This is a genomic window from Pigmentiphaga soli (assembly GCF_039541095.1).
Taxonomy (GTDB): domain Bacteria; phylum Pseudomonadota; class Gammaproteobacteria; order Burkholderiales; family Burkholderiaceae_B; genus Pigmentiphaga; species Pigmentiphaga soli.
In genome coordinates this window covers 1-513 of the sequence record NZ_BAABFO010000056.1, presented here as the reverse complement: position 1 = coordinate 513, position 513 = coordinate 1, and the positions used below count along the sequence as shown (strand labels likewise).

The window sequence follows — 513 nt, the reverse complement described above, 5'->3', positions numbered from 1 at the left end:
CATCCGCTTTATATGATGTATTAAATGATTTAATTATTGATGTCCTCTTTGAGAATAGAGGAATTGGTGAAAAACCGCAGGCCGAAAAGTTGATAAGTAGTTTTATTCAAACGGAAGGGTTTAAAAAGCATAAAAATCTAATTATTTTTGATAGAGGATATAGTTCCAGAAAAATATATCGTCTTTTTGAAGAAAATGAAGGTTATTTTGTAATGAGAAGCGGTCAAAAAAATGGTGTTTTAAAGGTAATATCACAAGCTCCTTTGGGGGATCACATAATTGAGTATGAATGGGAGAAAAAAGTATCTAAAGTAAGAGTTGTAAAATTTCCTTTAGATACTGGAGAAATCGAAACCATCGCAACGAATATCTTTTCAATCGATTTTACAGAAGATGATTTTAAAGAACTCTATTTCTTGAGGTGGGGTATAGAAACAAAATACAAAGAAATAAAGTCTACATTAAAAATAGAAAACTTCACAGGAGATAAACCTGTATGTGTTGAACAAGATT

General features: G+C 30.4%; 1 protein-coding gene. It reads left to right on the top strand.

The window, feature by feature from the left end; all coding sequences use genetic code 11:
- Nucleotides 1–513 (top strand): transposase (locus ABD927_RS24505; RefSeq protein WP_345252507.1); only part of this gene is annotated, 513 nt, incomplete at both ends.